General features: G+C 42.6%; 10 protein-coding genes and 2 riboswitches. Of the genes, 7 read left to right on the forward strand and 3 right to left on the reverse strand.

Annotation, left to right across the window (positions count from 1 at the left end; translation table 11 throughout):
• Positions 1-291: 291 nt before the first annotated feature.
• From V1500_RS05120 to V1500_RS05135, 4 genes are all read left to right on the forward strand, one after another.
• Positions 292-2,043 carry an ABC transporter ATP-binding protein gene (locus V1500_RS05120; protein ID WP_409304508.1) on the forward strand — a complete coding sequence of 584 codons (1,752 nt, stop codon included), beginning with the start codon at positions 292-294 and terminating at the stop codon, positions 2,041-2,043.
• Positions 2,040-4,058, forward strand: a complete 2,019-nt coding sequence (locus tag V1500_RS05125; RefSeq protein WP_409304509.1) for an ABC transporter ATP-binding protein — start codon at positions 2,040-2,042, stop codon at positions 4,056-4,058. Before V1500_RS05120 ends, V1500_RS05125 begins: the two co-directional genes overlap by 4 nt.
• Positions 4,059-4,174: 116 nt before the next feature.
• A riboswitch (SAM riboswitch) is annotated at positions 4,175-4,285 on the forward strand.
• Positions 4,286-4,404: 119 nt separating this feature from the next.
• Positions 4,405-5,640 (forward strand): homoserine dehydrogenase, encoded by a 1,236-nt coding sequence (locus tag V1500_RS05130; protein ID WP_409304510.1) that lies wholly within the window; start codon positions 4,405-4,407, stop codon positions 5,638-5,640.
• Between the two features lie 133 nt (positions 5,641-5,773).
• Positions 5,774-6,400, forward strand: coding sequence for a rhomboid family intramembrane serine protease (locus tag V1500_RS05135; protein WP_409304511.1), 627 nt, complete (start codon positions 5,774-5,776; stop codon positions 6,398-6,400).
• Between the two features lie 235 nt (positions 6,401-6,635).
• Here the strand turns inward: V1500_RS05135 and metC are convergent, their stop codons facing one another.
• Together metC and V1500_RS05145 are read right to left on the reverse strand one after the other, a co-directional pair.
• Positions 6,636-7,811 carry a cystathionine beta-lyase gene (gene metC / locus V1500_RS05140; RefSeq protein WP_409304512.1) on the reverse strand — a complete coding sequence of 392 codons (1,176 nt, stop codon included), beginning with the start codon at positions 7,809-7,811 and terminating at the stop codon, positions 6,636-6,638.
• Positions 7,808-8,920 carry a methionine biosynthesis PLP-dependent protein gene (locus tag V1500_RS05145; protein WP_409304513.1) on the reverse strand — a complete coding sequence of 371 codons (1,113 nt, stop codon included), beginning with the start codon at positions 8,918-8,920 and terminating at the stop codon, positions 7,808-7,810. Before V1500_RS05145 ends, metC begins: the two co-directional genes overlap by 4 nt.
• A 145-nt stretch (positions 8,921-9,065) precedes the next feature.
• Positions 9,066-9,175, reverse strand: a riboswitch (SAM riboswitch).
• Positions 9,176-9,512: 337 nt separating this feature from the next.
• On the opposite strand from V1500_RS05145, the gene V1500_RS05150 reads away from it, so the two are divergent.
• The 3 genes from V1500_RS05150 to fumC all read left to right on the forward strand — a co-directional run bounded on the left by V1500_RS05150 (position 9,513) and on the right by fumC (position 12,665).
• Entirely contained in the window at positions 9,513-10,373 is an 861-nt protein-coding gene (locus V1500_RS05150) for a VOC family protein (protein ID WP_409304514.1), read from the forward strand.
• A 112-nt stretch (positions 10,374-10,485) separates the two neighbouring features.
• Positions 10,486-10,647 (forward strand): hypothetical protein, encoded by a 162-nt coding sequence (locus V1500_RS05155; protein WP_409304515.1) that lies wholly within the window; start codon positions 10,486-10,488, stop codon positions 10,645-10,647.
• A 635-nt stretch (positions 10,648-11,282) separates the two neighbouring features.
• A complete protein-coding gene (fumC, locus tag V1500_RS05160; RefSeq protein ID WP_409305919.1) occupies positions 11,283-12,665 on the forward strand; it encodes a class II fumarate hydratase in 1,383 nt (460 codons plus the stop codon).
• A gap of 379 nt (positions 12,666-13,044) precedes the next feature.
• Here the strand turns inward: fumC and V1500_RS05165 are convergent, their stop codons facing one another.
• Complete coding sequence (locus V1500_RS05165) at positions 13,045-14,154, reverse strand: ABC transporter ATP-binding protein (protein ID WP_409304516.1); 1,110 nt, start codon at positions 14,152-14,154, stop codon at positions 13,045-13,047.
• Positions 14,155-14,208: the final 54 nt, after the last annotated feature.

Raw genomic sequence — 14,208 nt, forward strand, 5'->3', positions numbered from 1 at the left:
AGCATGCGCTTTTTATATGTATGCGTTTTTTGAAGACGCTCATTTTAAAGCTTTCGCATGATATGCGGGGGCTTTTTCTGTTTTTAGCTGATAAACACGGGTACAAGGAGGGCTGCTGGATTGCCGGCAGAGGTTTTTCAGCTTCCATCTTGACTATATTTTTCTAACAAACGGAGGAGAACGCTATGTTTATATTTTTTGAATTTACCTCATTCCATGCAATGGATTTCGACAGTGGATAGTATAGAAAAGCCGGTCTGTCTGGCAAATAATTAAAAGGAGGAGCACAGCATGTTTTCGATTTTCAGGAAGCTTTCCTGGTTTTTTAAAGAACAATGGAAGCGATACACTCTGGCAATTTTATTTTTATGTCTTGTCAATATAATGGAGGTTATGCCGCCTAAGCTGGTTGGTCTGGCCATTGATGATATCAACACAGGGGCCTTGACTGCCGACGGCATAGTGAAATATATAATTCTCCTGCTAGTTGTTGGAGCCGCCACATATTTATTTGGGTATCTATGGAGCTATCAATTGTTTGGAGGAGCGTTTGTGCTGGAAAGAAAGATGAGATCCAGTTTTATGGGCCATCTTTTAAAGATGACCCCAACCTTTTTTGAAAGAAATAGGACGGGGGATTTGATGGCCAGGGCTACAAATGATTTGAAAGCCATAGCAAATACAGCGGGATTTGGGATTCTTACTCTGGCTGATTCAATTCTTTTTACAGTTGCAATTCTTTGTGTAATGGGATTTACAATCAGCTGGCAGCTGACTATAGCCGCGATTTTGCCCTTGCCTATCATGGCAGTGATGATTCAAATCCTGGGCAAAAAGATTCATAAACGATTTACGGAGGCACAGGATGCATTTGGAGAGCTGAATGACAAGGTTCTGGAATCTGTCGCGGGTGTTAGGGTCATTAGGGCATATGTACAGGAGCGTGAGGATCAGAAGCGTTTCCAGGATATGACCGAGGATGTATATCGAAAGAATCTTGAAGTAGCAAAAATCGATTCAATGTTCGATCCGGTGATAACCGTGGTTGTAGGGATGAGTTACATTATTGGCCTTGGATACGGGGCATACATGGTATTTCACCAGATGATCTCACTTGGCGAATTGGTTTCTTTCAATGTTTATCTGGGTATGCTGATCTGGCCAATGATAGCGGTAGGGGAACTGATCAATGTTCTGCAAAGAGGAAATGCTTCGCTGGACCGTGTTCAGGACACTCTTGCCTATAAAGCCGATGTGACGAATAAAGGGAAACTTGAGCATATAGACAGCCCGGAAGATGTGAGTTTTGAAGATGTGTCTTTTACTTATCCTTCATCCTCTACCCTAAACATGGATAAAGTAACGGTTAGTATCAACCGTGGGGAAACACTCGGTATTGTTGGGAAAACAGGAAGCGGAAAAACAACCTTTGTAAAACAGCTGTTAAGAGAGTATCCGCTTGGGACAGGTAAAATAGCGATTGCGGGAATCCCTTTGGGGCAGCTTTCGATCGAAGAGGTGCGCGATTGGATCGGTTATGTTCCCCAGGACCATTTCTTATTTTCACGATCGGTCAGGGAAAATATTCTGTTCGGTAAAAAGGATGCGAGTGAACAAGAGCTGTCAGAAGCCATCAGGCTGGCGGATTTTGAAAAGGACTTAGAGATGCTGCCTGAAAAGTTGGAAACGCTCGTTGGTGAAAAGGGAGTTGCCCTGTCAGGCGGCCAAAAACAAAGGATTTCCATTGCAAGAGCTTTAATAAAAGACCCGGAAATTCTAATCCTTGATGATTCGTTATCAGCCGTTGATGCGAAGACGGAGACTACTATCATTGAGAACATCCAAAAGGAACGTAATAGCAAGACAACCATCATAACAACACACCGGCTTTCAGCAGTAGAGCATGCCGATTGGATCATTGTGCTCGATAATGGCAGAATCATCGAGCAAGGAAAGCATCATCAGCTGTTAGAACAGGGTGGATGGTACAAGGAGCAATTCGAAAGACAGCAGGTGGAAGAAGGAACGGAGGTAGGAGCATGAACGTTGTAAAACGGCTCTACCAATACGCAGCGTTATATAAAAAAATCATCATAGCGGCATTAGTGATGTTATCCATTTCTGTAGCAGCAGATCTGACCGGACCATTTGTAGCTAAACGCATAATCGACTCTCATATTTTAGGGATCGAATCGCAATGGTATCAGACTGTAAAAGGAGAAGATGCCGTCAGCTATCAAGGCAATTATTATAAAAGAAAGGACTATTTTGAAGTAGGGGCAGAAAAGGGAAAAGAGGTACGGATCCTCCAGGTAGGCAGAAATTTCGTATTTACGGAGAATAAGGCTCCATTTGAAGGAAACAGGGAAATGGAGAACGGAAAGCTCGTAATAACCCGGGGAGGAGAAATAATGAAATACGAGGCAGCTGTACTCGAAAAACAGGAGCTGCTGCGTTTTTATAATCCTGAAATTTCCCGAATCCTGAAACTCGTATCGTTTTATTTTGGATTAGTCGTCCTATCTTCCATTTTCCAATACGGACAGCGCTACTATTTGCAGAAGTCGGCCAACCGTATCATTCAGAAGATGAGGACGGATATTTTCGAGCATATTTCTGAGCTTTCGATCCGGTATTTTGATAATCTGCCGGCCGGAAAGGTTGTATCGAGAATCACAAATGATACCGAAGCAATCCGAGAATTATATGTTACGGTACTCGCTAACTTCTTCTCGAGCTCCATCAATATCATCGGAATCGTGATTGCTCTATTTATATTGGATGTTAAGCTTGCGTTGGCATCACTTGTGTTCATCCCGATTCTGATTGTATGGACGATTGTTTATCGGAAATTTGCCTCTAAATATAACCATGTAATTCGGGCACGTGTAAGTGATATTAATGGAATGATTAATGAATCGATCCAGGGTATGACGGTAATCCAGGCTTTTAGAAGGGAAAAAGAAACACAGGAATCCTTTGAGAAACTGAATAAGGAACACTTCACCTATCAAAATAAGATGCTGAACCTAAACTCCCTTACCGGGCACAATATGATGAATGTGCTTAAAAATCTCTGTTTTATAGCCTTTGTCTGGTATTTCGGAGGCCAGTCGCTGACAGCATCCAGTGCGATTTCCCTCGGGATGCTATATGCGGTTGTCGATTTTATTGGACGGCTTTTATGGCCCATTCAGGGAATTGTCAACCAGTTCGCAAATCTGGAACAGGCTCTGGTGGCTGGAGAAAGAGTTTTTAATCTGCTTGATGAGCCGGGAATTAGTGTCAGTGATCAATCCATACCTAGATATAAAGGGAATGTCGAATTTGACAAAGTATGGTTTGGCTATAAAGAAAATGAGTACGTATTAAACGATTTATCATTTTCGGCCAAGCAGGGAGAGACGGTTGCCCTGGTCGGACATACAGGCTCAGGCAAAAGTTCGATTATGAACCTGCTATTCCGTTTTTATGACAGTAATAAAGGAAGTATAAAGGTCGATGGTGTGGATATTAAGGAAATTCCTCATCAGACATTAAGGGAGCATATGGGAATTGTGCTGCAGGATCCATACTTATTCACTGGCACAATTGCATCAAATGTCAGCCTGGGGCATCCAAAAATAACTCGGGAAACGATCGAGAAGGCATTGCGGGATGTCGGGGCGGATAAAGTATTAAGCCATTTGGAGGGAGGACTGGATGCGCCGGTTATTGAAAAGGGAAGTACACTCTCTTCAGGACAGCGCCAATTGATTTCCTTTGCACGGGCATTGGCTTTTAATCCTGCGATTTTGATTCTCGATGAAGCAACATCAAGTATTGATACAGAAACAGAAGCCATCATCCAAGAGGCGATGGATGTACTTAAGAAAGGAAGGACTACATTTATCATCGCTCATCGGCTTTCCACCATTAAAAATGCCGATCAAATTCTAGTGCTCGACAGGGGCAAGATTGTAGAAAGAGGATCCCATGAAGAGTTGATGTCTAATAGAGGAAAATACTATCAAATGTATCAGCTTCAGCAAGGACAGCAAAAAGGAATGGCAGGTTAACCTGTCATTCCGGAAATAGAAGGAATGTATGAAACAATTCTGAATTTTCGTTTGTTATATTTGATTCAGTTTGTTATAATATAATGTATTATTTGACTATCAGGATAATTGAATAGTTCTTATCAAGAGCGGTGGAGGGAATGGCCCTGTGAAGCCCGGCAACCTTCGAGCAGTTTATGCTTGAAAAGGTGCTAAGTCCTGCAGAGGAAGACTTTGCAAGATAAGAGACGGAAATGAACTAAAAGCCGCTCTATCTGCATGATAGAGCGGCTTTTAGTTTGCCGAATGGCTGGATTCTCTTTTCTTTGCAAAAAAAATTTTGCACATTGCGAAAGGGGAAGGACAATTGACTCCGTTGAAGGTAGCATTGCTAGGTTTAGGAACGGTTGGATTTGGAACATTTGAAGCATTAAAAGAGCGAAAGGATGATTTGGAACAGATATTAGGACGAAAGATTGAAATATCAGGCATTCTCATCAAAGATAAAAGCAAGGACAGGGGCCTGGATCAGAATATATTTGTCTCCAAGGATTTTAAGGAACTTTTGTCATTGAAAAAACCCGATGTCATTATAGAAGCCATCGGAGGCATTGAACCTGCACTGCAATATATCGAATACGCGCTGAGACAAGGCTGCCATGTGATATCAGCAAACAAAGACTGTATTGCTAAGCATGGCACAAGACTTAAAGCCATTGCGGAAGACAATGCAGTCCGATTCGTCTATGAAGCGAGTGTCGGAGGAGGAATTCCTATTTTACGGACGCTCCGTGAGTTGCTGGTTGTAAATAAAGTAGAGCGGATTGAAGCGATACTGAATGGAACATCCAACTTCATTTTAACTTCAATGAGAGTTGACGGACATACTTTCGAAGAGGCATTATCCATTGCCCGGGAGAAAGGGTTTGCTGAACAGGATCCAGCAAATGATATTGAAGGACGCGATGCCTTTTATAAGGCGATGATAATATGTGAAGAGCTTTACGGACAACAGCCCGATTGGGACCATGTCAATGTTCAGGGAATAAAGAATATTAAAAAGGAAGAGATAAGGGCTGCCGAACAACTTGGCCTGCGTGTGAAGCATCTGGTTACCATACGCGATACACTGAAGGTAACTATATCTCCGGTCTTTATCGACTCCAGTCACCCACTTTACAATGTGGAACAGGTAAACAATGGAGTCGTCATCAAGAATGATTTATTAGGATACCTGACGCTTATCGGTGCGGGTGCTGGCGCTAAGCCGACAGCAAGTGCCATCGTTGAAGATTTTATGTCCTTGTTTCTGACAAAACATTTTAAAAGACTCAAAACATACCCAGAAAAGTTTGCTGATATACATAAGGAGCAGGACGAAACTAATGTGTTTTTCTTCAGGAACGTGGCCGACTCCGAAAAAAACAGGATTGTGAATGACCTGGAGGAAGCAGGAACCGTGCATTCATCAACAGGCGGAAGTGGGTCGTTCGCAGTTTTATATTCAGGAAAGAGGAGTGATTTTCAACACGAAAAACTTGTCAGCAAATATCCCGCAAAAATATCATTATCCGCAACACAGAAGACAGCTGCCTTAGTTTAACAATTTGGCTTTATGTCCGGGTAAAATCAAAAGACCTTGCTGAAGATTGGCCGTCAGCAGGGTTTTTGTGTTTAAATGGTAAATAGAGGAAACATATTTTGACAAGTATCAATAAATCATGCGGAGGGGAAAAATGCTATTTATTCGCAGAGAGACATTCCGGGAATACTTGCGTGTGTATCCAGTCACTAGTCTGATTGTTGCACTGTGTACGGCTGTAATGTTAATAGACTATATATTCAGCCTCTTTTATAATCAAAATCTATTATTTCGTTTTGGCTTGAACAGGGGGTTTGTTTTTGGGGGAGAATATTTTCGGATGGTAACGTATGCCTTCTTTCATGCTGGCGCTGGCCATTTACTTTCAAATATGTTTTTTACGATTGTTTTTGCACCTGCAATCGAAAGATTAATTGGCCGAATCAAGTTTGTCTTCTTGTTTTTCTGGTCCATTTTGGCTGCTGCGCTATTGAACTTGCTTTTAGATTCGCATACCCTGGTGGTGGGGGAGTCCGGGTTTGGATTTAGTCTATTCGGATTCTACTTATATATCATATTATATAAAAAACATATGATAGATCCTGCTTCTAAATCAACCATATTAATGTTCATGGCACTAGGCTGGTTTTCTACCTTTATATTCCCTGAAGTAAGCATGGTAAGCCACATTGGCGGGTTTGCTGCAGGCTGGTTATTTGCGTTCATACTTGGACAAAACAGAAATGGTTTTCAAATGATGCAAAGATCGAACCGTATGTGATAGCCGCAGTTGATAATATTTAAGTGATATGGGTAACCGTTGCTCTGCAATAAATTATGAATCTGGGAGTTTTAAGGAATTCGCCAAGGAACCATCTGTGCTCGAGGCAATTATATTCGTTAAAAGAAAGGAAGGCAGTCCGCTATCGCTGCTGCCTTCAGTCTGTCGATCAGAAAGAATGCATCAGGGTTTTGAGAAATCCTGCATTCTAGAATGTTAACAGCAAAAAGGGTTATTAATATGCGCTCGCCGCTGCCTGCTTTGCAAGTGCAGCTTCAAAATCCCGTATAAGGTCTGCTGAATTTTCGAGGCCGGCTGAAAGCCGCAGCAGACTATTGGTAATGCCGCGTTTCAATCGTTCTGGTTCCGGCATAGCTGCATGTGACATCTGTGCAGGATAGGAAAGGATCGTTTCCACTGCTCCCAGACTGACAGCGAACACTGGCAGTTTTACATTAGTAACAAAGGATTTGACTGCTTCTTCGCTCTCGAGTTCAAAAGATAGCACTGCGCCTGGACCCGCCGTCTGCTCATTATGCAGAGAATATCCAGGATGCTCGCTTAAGCCGGGATAATATACAGATTTTACAAGTGGGTGGCTGGACAGGAATTCAGCCACTTTACCGGCAGTTTCCTGGGAGTGCTGCATTCTGACATGCAGGGTTTTTAATCCTCTCATGACGAGCCAGGCATCCTGAACACCCAGAACTGCCCCAAATGAATTTTGCAGGAAGTATAGCTGATCAGCTAACTCCGGATCCTTTACAACCGCCAGTCCTGCCACGACATCACTATGGCCTGATAAAAACTTGGTAGCACTGTGCAGCACAATATCCGCGCCCAGGGTTAACGGTTTTTGTAGGGCAGGAGTGAGAAATGTGTTATCGACATAGGTGAGTGCCCCAATTTCTTTTGCTAGAGAGCTCACAGCTCTAATGTCTGTTACCTTAAGCAAAGGGTTCGATGGAGTCTCGATATAAAATGCTTTCGTATTTGACTGGATGGCGGCTTGTATGGCATCCAGGTCGGTCATATCCACGAAAGTATGGGTTATTCCAAACCTTGTCAGTACCTGAGAGACCATTCTGTATGTACCGCCATACACATCTTCAGAGATGATTACATGGTCACCTGAAGATAAGAGCAGAAATGCTGTTGAAATGGCAGCCATTCCTGAAGAAAAGGCAAAGCCCCTGGTGCCATCCTCCAATTCCGCGATAATCTCCTCGAGCGCTTCCCTTGTTGGATTGCCGCTGCGGCTGTAATCATATTTGCCGAATTTTTCAGGATCAGCCTGGTGAAAGGTAGAAGCATGATGAATAGGGAGGCTCACAGCCCCTGTTTCTTTATCATATTTAAATTTATTGTGCAATAGACGCGTCTCAAATGTACAGTCTGTATATTCGCTCATACTAGTGCCTCCTTTTTCGCGTTGATAAAAGCTTGCTCCAGATCATTGATTAAATCTTCGCTATTTTCAATGCCGACAGAAAAACGGAGCAGCCTGTTACAGACGCCGTTAGCCTCGCGGATATCTTGTGGTATGTCGGCGTGGGTTTGTGTAGCGGGATAGGTGATAAAACTTTCCACTCCGCCCAAGCTCTCTGCAAATGTTATGAGCGACAGCCCCTGAAGGAATGGGTTAACCCATTTTTCATCTGCAATCCGGAAGGAAAGCATGCCGCCGTTGCCCGGATAGAGCACATCAGTTACACTTTCGTGCTGACTTAAATATTCAAACAGTTTTTTTGCATTTCGTTCGTGCTGCTCCATTCGGAGGGACAGTGTTTTCATGCCGCGAATTAACAGCCAGGAGTCCATTGGACTAAGAACGGCACCGATGCCGTTGTGAAAATGAGCCAGTGCACTGCATAGTTCTTCTCCCTTTGCAACAATCAACCCTGCAAGAACATCATTATGGCCGCCAAGATATTTGGTGGCACTATGTATTACAATATCTGCACCACTCTGAATCGGCTGCTGCAGGAGAGGAGTGTAAAACGTATTATCGACGATGACAATCAAGCCATGCTGCTTGGCAAGATCTGCGACGGCTTTAATATCTGTTGTTTCCATAAGCGGATTAGTTGGGCTTTCGATAAATACAGCCTTCGTTTTAGAAGAAATGTTTGCCTCAATTTCTTCTAAATTAGATGTATCTACATATTTGCAGGTTAGGCCCCACTTTTTGAATCCCTGCTCCAGAAGTCGATAAGTGCCGCCATATAAGTCCTTAGAAAGTATCCATTCATCTCCTGACTGAAATAGGGCAATGACAGTCATTATGGCCGCCATGCCCGAACTACATGCAAACCCTTGATCACCACACTCCAGGTCTGCAATCGCTTTTTCCAGGATGTGACGAGTGGGATTTCCTGTCCTAGTGTAATCATAGCCGGTTGATTGTCCAATACCTTCGTGCCTATATGCTGTCGAAAAATAAACAGGGGGATTTACTGTCCCTGTTGTGGATTCACTTCGATTTCCGATCTGAGCTAAATACGTTTCGATTTTATGCATAATTTTTTCTGCTCCTTTAATAGTAATTACAGGCCTTGAGATAAAAGTTGTGAAGCGGTCCATGAGTTTTGGGGAATGGAATAAATAAAATTAAAAAAGGCCTTCTTAAGAAGAAGGCCTTTGATGTTGGATATCAGAGTCATTCTTCTTATCTGCCAAGTTACGAATAACTTGATGGAATTAGCACCTTTTCAGCAAAGCTGATGGTTGCCGAGGTTTCATCGGGCCAGTTCCCTCTACCTCTCTAGATAAGAATTTATAAATTAGATTTCATTTGAATTTACTACACATGTTTCAGAATGTCAATGAAAATTTTAAAAATTGAGATAAATAAAAATGCTTTAAAGAGGAGCCGAATTGTTAAATAAGAAATATCGAGAATAAGGGTTTTAATATTTATAGTTTCGCCTATTATTTTTAATAAGGTTGTCTTGCTTGTCACAGGCTAAGGAAGTTGATAAAAGCTCGGTAAGGCAATAATTTGAACATAAGCTGCAGGAATATATATTGAAAAATATTAGTTCTTTATGTATACTTACTTACATAAAGTAAGTAGTCGCTTAATTTTAAATAATCAAGGGAGGTAGTCAAGATGAATTTCCATCGCTACCCAAATACGTATATTGGAGAACTTAATCTCCTGGTCAAGGATTTGCATAGTTCAACTAAATTTTATACAGAAATCATCGGATTTCAGTTATTGCATAAAACAGATGCTACGGCTGTTTTCTCAGCGGATGGCGCTACTCCTCTTCTGACTCTGGAACAGAATAATGCTGCAAAACAAAGAGATGTCCGTTCTCCTGGATTGTACCATTTCGCACTGCTGCTTCCTGAAAGGACAGACTTGGCAAAAGCCCTGCTTCATCTTCTGCAGTCGGGTTATCCTTTACAGGGTGCTTCAGATCATTGGGTCAGTGAGGCATTATATTTAGCAGACCCAGACGGCAACGGCATAGAAATCTACGCAGACCGGCCTGCTGACAATTGGGAGTGGGAAAATGGACTGGTAAAAATGACAACACAAAGACTTGACGCGGAGAATCTATTGGCTGAGATTAACGGTGGAACATGGAATGGCCTGCCCAGCGATACCGTAATCGGCCATATTCATCTTCAAGTGGCTAATTTGCATGATGCGGAGAGCTTCTATTGCAATGGGTTGGGATTTGAAGTTGTTACAAGATATGGAGCCCGGGCGTTATTCGTTGCTACGGGAGGCTATCATCACCATATTGGATTAAACACCTGGAATAGTGCTGGCTCACCGCCGGCAGTTAAAGACAGTTTAGGTTTAAAGCATTATACGCTCCTATTCCCGAGCAGAGACGCAATAAAAGATGCGGCAGTCAGGCTGAAGCAATTAAACGCTCAGGTCCAGGTTGAAAGGGACGGGTCAGCAGCAGCGATAGATCCCTTCGGAATAAAGATTATCATGAAAGTCCAAGAATAAATTTTGAAAGAATGTACGGTTTGCTCGGGTTTGTGATGGAAAACTCCTGGAAGGCTCAAGTGGAAATAATAGGGGGCTTTTATGGGAAGCCTTTCAAGAGGAGGTGCTGTGTATGTCCAAACACGAAAGACCGGTCAGCTATCAACAGACATTGGGAACAAAGACAGAAAGGGCCAGGCAAATTCCTAAGGACTATGACGTTTCTGCATTTTATGACAGTGGGGTTACAGCTGAAAACCCTACTGACAGAACGAAACAGAATAAAAGTAAATAAAGAGAAGGAAAGGCATCCATTTAAGCGGGATGCCTTTCCTTTTACTTTATGATCCTTCACCCATTGCTTCTGCAAACAGTTGTTCATTTTATTTTCACCAGTTTGTCATGAGAACGTTTAAATTGATTTACTTATTAGTATTTTTATTATGATATTTTGGTTATAGCGATTGTTATAGGAATCTGGGAGGCTGAAATTATGGAAGAATTAAATATCACATTGGCTATCGCAAGCATTATGACACTGGGGTTTTATTTAGGATATACGGTCCTTCATTTCGAAAAATAAACGAGTATTTATGAGCGGTTGAATGAGACTGCTCTTTTTTGTGATTGTAAAAAAGGGTACGTGACTCTCTTAAACACTTTTTTAAAAATTCAAAGGATGCAAAAGATGCAAAAGCCGATTATCCAGTACAGAGATGCTTTTCAGTCGGGATTAGTATCAGGAAGCTGCCGCTGCGTTATCATGACATCCTGGTATTTTTGTGGAGTTTTAGTGAATTTATTTCATTTGCAAGTGAAATCGAAAATGTCTCGGGCCAGTTCCAAAATTTTAATAGGATGGGAGAATAATGTTAAAATCGTAACCGAAAGGGAAAAGAAAATAGGGACGAAATGAGGGAGGGAATAATGATGGATTTTAGAGTCGAGCGGGATACTATGGGAGAAATAAAGGTACCAGCCGATAAATTTTGGGGTGCCCAGACAGAAAGAAGCCGCAATAATTTTAAAATTGGAAACGAAAAAATGCCTTTGGAATTAATAAGGGCCTTTGCCCAATTAAAGCGTGCAGCTGCCCGTGCCAACCATGACCTGAGGCTCCTGCCTGAGGTGAAACTGAAGGCAATAGAAACGGTTTGTGGCGAAATAATCCAAGGAAATCTCGACGAGCATTTTCCTCTTGTTGTTTGGCAGACCGGGAGCGGTACTCAGAGCAACATGAATGTTAACGAGGTAGTTGCCCATAAAGGGAATATCTGGCTGAAAGAGCAGGGGAGCGACGAAAAACTTCATCCGAATGATGATGTGAACAAGGCACAAAGCTCCAATGACACATTTCCGACAGCGATGCATATTGCTGCTTATACGGCTGTAGTCGAACAGCTGTTACCTGCAGTTGAGGAGCTTAGGAATACATTGTTGGAAAAGGAGCAGCAATTTGCTGACCTGGTGAAGATTGGCCGTACTCATCTCCAGGATGCTACTCCTCTTACGCTTGGCCAGGAGATTAGCGGCTGGAGGGCTATGCTGGATAAGGATATAAAAATGATTGAACAAAGCAGTCAGCATCTGCTGAACCTTGCTATTGGCGGAACAGCGGTCGGAACTGGCATAAACGCACATGCGGAATTCGGTGCAAGGGCGGCAGAATATATTACCCAAGCCACCGGTTATCATTTTAAAGCATCCGACAATGGGTTTCATGCATTGACAAGCCATGACGAAATCGTATTTGTGCATGGCGGCATAAAAGCACTTGCTGCCGATTTAATGAAGATCGCCAACGATGTCAGATGGCTGGCCAGCGGTCCACGAAGCGGCATTGGCGAAATTTCCATCCCGGAAAATGAACCTGGAAGCTCCATCATGCCTGGAAAGGTTAACCCTACTCAAAGCGAGGCATTGACGATGATTGCAGCACAGGTATTTGGGAATGATACAACGATAGGCTTTGCCGCAAGCCAGGGCAATTTTGAATTGAATGTATTTAAACCCGTGATCATATACAATTTCCTTCAGTCTGTGAAACTGCTTTCCGATGGCATTCGCTCCTTTAACTCTAATTGTGCAGTGGGGATAGAAGCAAATGAAAGCAAAATCACGGAAAATGTACAGAGATCCTTGATGCTTGTTACCGCCTTAAACCCGCATATCGGCTATGAGAAAGCAGCTGAAATCGCAAAATTGGCGTTCAAGAATAACTCGACACTTAAAGAGGCTGCCGTACAGCTCGGGTATATGACAGAAGAAGAATTCGATAGTTGGGTGATCCCAGAGAAAATGGTCAATAAATAAAATTAAATGAATGGTGACAATGATGGCATTCCTGAATTTTCCGCGATAAAGTAATGAGAGGATGAATGATATGGACGATTGTCCGCTTTGTAATGGATTGGGGGTCGTACATATCTCTTGTCCCCGATGCAACACGGATATGGAGGATGCTGGCAGGGTAATTGACTATTATGAAGATTACTCACAGTTGCCATCAGGATTATTGCAGGAGTATCAAGAGTCCGCAATTGGTGAATGCCTCATATGATGTGCTGCCCAAACTGTGGAAAAGATGATGTGTTATGGATTCAGGAATAGTGCCTCGCTTTCTAAAAAACTAGATAATACAAAACAAGAGAACAGTGCGTGGACTGTTCTCTTGTTCATTGCAATTTTTTGTTTACGCTCCCGCAGGGCGGATTCTAACTTCTGTTTCTTTGTCAAAGAAGTGGGCTTTGCTCATATCAAGAGCAAGCTGCAGGGTGTCTCCTGCTTGTACGATTGTTCTTGCATCCACCCGGGATACAAAATCCTGGCCGCCTAGAGATGAGTAGAGCATGAATTCAGCACCCATTAGCTCGGCTACCTCAATATTAGCGGAAATGACAGAATCAGAGTAAGTATCGATGAATACTTGTTCATCATGGAAATCTTCAGGACGAATCCCCAGAACCACTTCTTTGCCGACATAACCCTGTTCACGGAGTGTCTTCATTTTGCCCTCTGGAACTCCAAGCCTCTGGTCCCCGATGGTGATGGTTCCATCTTGAAGGGTGCCAGTCAGGAAGTTCATTGCTGGTGACCCGATAAAGCCGCCAACGAACATATTTTCAGGTTTTTCATATACTTCTTTAGGAGCTCCGACCTGCTGAACGATTCCATCTTTCATAACAACTAGGCGTGTAGCCATTGTCATGGCCTCTGTCTGATCATGTGTTACATAAATGGTGGTAGTGTTTAAACGTTTGTGAAGTTTAGCGATTTCAGCACGCATTTGTACACGCAATTTCGCATCAAGATTGGATAAAGGCTCGTCCATCAAGAATACTTTAGCGTCACGTACGATAGCGCGGCCAAGTGCTACACGCTGGCGCTGACCGCCGGAAAGGGCCTTAGGTTTACGGTCAAGGTATGCTTCAAGGCCAAGGATTTTCGCAGCGTCCTGGACGCGACGGTTAATTTCATCTTTGGGCATTTTACGAAGCTTTAAACCAAATGCCATGTTATCGAATACAGTCATGTGCGGATATAAAGCGTAGTTTTGGAAAACCATCGCAATGTCACGGTCTTTAGGAGCAACATCGTTTACCCGTTTGCCATCAATGTAAAAATCTCCATCGGAAATTTCCTCTAAACCAGCAATCATACGAAGAGTAGTAGATTTACCGCAGCCGGAGGGACCGACGAATACGATAAACTCTTTATCTTCAATCTTAAGGTTAAAATCTTCTACTGCTGTTACTTTATTATCATAAACTTTATAAATATGGTCTAGTACTAACTCTGCCATTGCTTATAACCTCCATGGGATATAATTATTTCAACTGTTTATTATGTATACAGT

It is taken from the genome of Peribacillus sedimenti, assembly GCF_046237635.1.
GTDB classification, from domain to species: Bacteria; Bacillota; Bacilli; order Bacillales; family DSM-1321; genus Peribacillus; species Peribacillus sedimenti.